This window comes from Acidobacteriota bacterium, assembly GCA_022562055.1.
Taxonomy (GTDB): Bacteria; Actinomycetota; Acidimicrobiia; order Spongiisociales; family UBA5794; genus BMS3BBIN02.
Genome location: JADFQA010000073.1, coordinates 1 through 3,514, shown reverse-complemented (window position 1 = coordinate 3,514; position 3,514 = coordinate 1). Strand labels below are relative to the sequence as shown.

Sequence of the window (3,514 nt, the reverse complement as noted above, 5' to 3'; positions counted from 1 at the left end):
AGAACGCCGTGACATTCCCCGCATGGGGTACCGGTTGTCAACGACGGGGTGGTTGACCAGGTTCTTGGTCATGTCTGGTCGTGAGGCGTCAGGTTTGGTGAAAACCGCCCGCTCGTTGGCCAAAATGACATCGGCTCGTATCAGGGCGCTCAGTGGGGAGCTGACGTCGGGTGCGGTGCGTCAGCTGGCGGTGGCCCGTGACCGGTACCCGGACGAGTTCTTACGCTCAGAGAAAATCCTGGTTAATGCTGGGGTGACGTTGGCACCACGCGAGTTGCAGCATCTCCTTGCAGTGTGGGGTCAGCAAGTGAACCACGCTGACGCTCTCAAGGACACCTCGGTGACGGCGGCCATGAGAAACTCCCCATAGGCGGTCATGGGTTCTCCCCGCGAACGGCCGTGAGAATTCCCCGCGTACGGTCATGAGTTTTCCCCACGGTGTTGGGGGTTTCTGGAACGGTTCTGGTGTTGGTGTTCTTCTTCGACTGTGATTGTTGGCTGGTAACGGTCGACGAGTTGGAGAGGAACCGCACCGATGTTGGTCGAGGAGAAGATTATGGAAGTGTTGGAAGCATATGATTTGACGAAGTCGCTGCGTTCTGCTGCGGCGTTGTGTGGTGTGGATCATCACACGGTGAAGCGGTATGTCGCAGCCAGGTCTGCGGGACTGGATCCGGCTAAGGCGGTCGTACGGGGGTCGGTGTCGGATCCGTTCTCGGAGAAGATCGTCGAGTGGATCGAGGCGTCTCAGGGCAGGGTGCGTGCCGATGTGGTGCATCGCAAACTTGAAGCAATGGGGTATGAAGGGTCTGAGCGCACGACCCGTCGAGTGGTTGCTGCGTTGAAACAGAACTGGGTTCATGAGCATCGGCGGGGATACAAGCCGTGGATACCCGAGCCGGGGTTGTGGCTGCAGTGGGACTACGGCGAAGGACCCAGGATCGGTGACGCCAGGACGCATCTGTTTTGTGCATGGTTGGCGTGGTCACGGTTCCGGGTGATTCTGCCGATGTGGGATAAGAAGATGCCGTCGGTGATCACGGCTCTGGATCGGTGTTTCCGGATCATTGGTGGGATCCCGACGTATCTGTTGACGGATAACGAGAAGACGGTGACGGATACCCATATTGCGCGTGTTGCGGTGAGGAACCCCCAGATCGTTGCGGCAGGACACTATTACGGGGTGACGATCACGACATGTGTCCCGTTCGATCCTGAGTCCAAGGGCGGCTCTGAAGCCACCGTGAGGATCGCAAAAGCCGATCTGGTGCCGACCGCCGGAAACCTGTTGGACGACTATGAAACGTTTGAGCAGCTCGAGGAGGCATGTGCGGCTGCGACTCTGCGGTTCAACACGAGGGTCCACACGGTCACCAGGGAGAAACCGGTTGATCGTCTCGTCACCGAATTGGAATTATTGCATCGGGTTCCCGAGGTGCCCTATACCGCAGCGTTCGGCGAAACCAGGGCTGTGTCATGGTCATCAACGATCTCGTTTCGTGGTGCACGCTACTCGGTGCCCCACACCTGGATGGGGACACGGGTCTGGGTCCGTGTCTCGGGCGACGAAATCATTATCACCGCCCAGGTTGATGATGCTGCTACCGAGATCGCACGCCACGCCATTGTCGGTTCCGGTGAGGCGAGCATTGTTGATGCTCACTACCCGCCACGACGTGACACCCCGGTGCGGGTCCCGAAAGCGACCAGCCGATTCGAGGCTGCGTTCCTCGAGATCGGTCAAGGCGCCCAGGTGTGGCTCATTGAAGCCGCAGGCCTTGGGATACGCGGTATCGAAGCCAGGATGGGTGACGCGGTAGCTCTCACCGAGATACACGACCCGGCTGCTGTTGACGAAGCGTTAGCGGCTGCAGCAAAGGTAGGCCGCTTCGGTGACGGTGACCTCGAATCGATCCTCACCTATCGGCACCGTGGCCCGATACTGGCACCGGTAGGTTTCTCGCTCCAACCCGGCACCCAACAATGGTCCCAACCCGGCACCAACGGGAACGGGGTGCGACGATGACGGCGATCGCTACACCGGTCCTCGAGGAACTTGTTGCCCTGTGTCGCCGGCTACGCCTCAAATATGTTCGGGAGCAGATGCCTGAGGTGTTGTTGACCGCCAAAGCGCAACGCTGGGACCCCGCCGAGACGTTGCGGGTCCTGTTGATCGCTGAAGCTGAGGGCCGTGACCGGGCCACGATCGAGCATCACCGCAAGAAAGCGAAGTTCCCCGCAGGGAAAACGTTCGACGTCTGGGACCCGACCCGCAGCGTCATCCCCGAACCTACCCAACGAGCGCTCCGTAGCCTCGAGTGGGTCACCAGGGGTGAGAACCTGGTCGTGTGTGGACCGTCAGGGACAGGGAAAAGCCATTTCTGTGAAGCCCTGGGCCAGCACGCCATCGAAACCGGACTGATCGTAGCCTGGTACTCCATTGAGGATCTCGGAGTGTTGATACGCAGACATCGCATCGACGACACCATTGCGAAAGCGTTCACCCCGATCCTGAAAGCTGACCTCGTCATTGTGGACGACATCGGGCTCCTCCCCATATCCGCTGACGCAGCCGAGGGTCTCTACCGGCTTGTTGACATCTGCTACGAACAACGTTCCGTAGCGGTGTCCTCGAACCTTCACCCCTCAGGATTCGATCAGCTCATCGACCACAACATTGCTTCGGCACTCGTCGACCGGTTAATGCATCACGCCCACGTTGTTGTCACCGAAGGCGAATCAGTACGACTCGCCGACGCCACCCAAGGCAAAGGAGTGATACCACTACCAAGCTGAAACGACGCGGGGAACTCTCATGGCCGTACGCGGGGAGAAACCGTGACCGTACGCGGGGAGAAACCGTGACCGTACGCGGGGAAACCCGATGGCCGCCTATGGGGAGAAACCAATGGCCATTGACACTCTGACCCCTCACCCTGTCCACAGACATTTAGCACCTCCAAGATCGCTGTCACCACGCCAACCATGATGCAACGACCATTAGAGACCGAGGGGCTTACGTATGCACGGGTGTCGGAGTACTACAGAAGGACCAGTGAGATTGTCGCATTTCTTGCTGACCTAATGATCCCCGTCGAGCAGTAGGTGGGATAGGCGACCGCGGACTCGACGACACTAGTTTGAGATCAGAGAGCGTGGACTACCTATTGGCGAGGCCGTGGGGTCGCTTGTACTTGAGATCATTCGCGAGGCCATTCGTCGGTTCCTCGACGTCGCTTGAGTCGTAGGCATCCTGCGTCGAGGACCACCGCTGGCGCGCTCACAAACAGCTTCTGAACCCTACACGACCCCGCCGACGCAACGAATACCCTCGAGCAAAGGGGTCTCGTCGGCACGATCGGGGGGTTCGAACGCGAAACCTTGCGACCCGTAATCAGAGGTGCGAGGTGTCTCAGGTCATGTGGCTTTGGTTATGAAGGACCGCATGTCTTTGCCGAGTTCCTCTAGCGATGGGAGGTGTACGTACATCATGTGGCCTGCTTCGTAGTACTTC

The 3,514-nt window shown here is 59.1% G+C and carries 3 protein-coding genes; all 3 read left to right on the top strand.

Annotated elements, in window-relative coordinates; genetic code table 11:
* The first annotated feature begins 22 nt into the window (after window positions 1–22).
* Window positions 23–370 carry a hypothetical protein gene (locus IIC71_15045; protein ID MCH7670497.1) on the top strand — a complete coding sequence of 116 codons (348 nt, stop codon included), beginning with the start codon at window positions 23–25 and terminating at the stop codon, window positions 368–370.
* 165 nt (window positions 371–535) lie between these two features.
* On the top strand, window positions 536–2,026 hold the full coding sequence (locus IIC71_15040) for an IS21 family transposase (protein MCH7670496.1): 1,491 nt from the start codon (window positions 536–538) through the stop codon (window positions 2,024–2,026).
* The gene (locus tag IIC71_15035) at window positions 2,023–2,796 is read left to right on the top strand and encodes an ATP-binding protein (GenBank protein ID MCH7670495.1); all 774 of its coding nucleotides are present in this window, start codon (window positions 2,023–2,025) and stop codon (window positions 2,794–2,796) included. The genes IIC71_15040 and IIC71_15035 overlap by 4 nt, the downstream gene beginning before the upstream one ends.
* The last annotated feature ends 718 nt before the right edge of the window (window positions 2,797–3,514 follow it).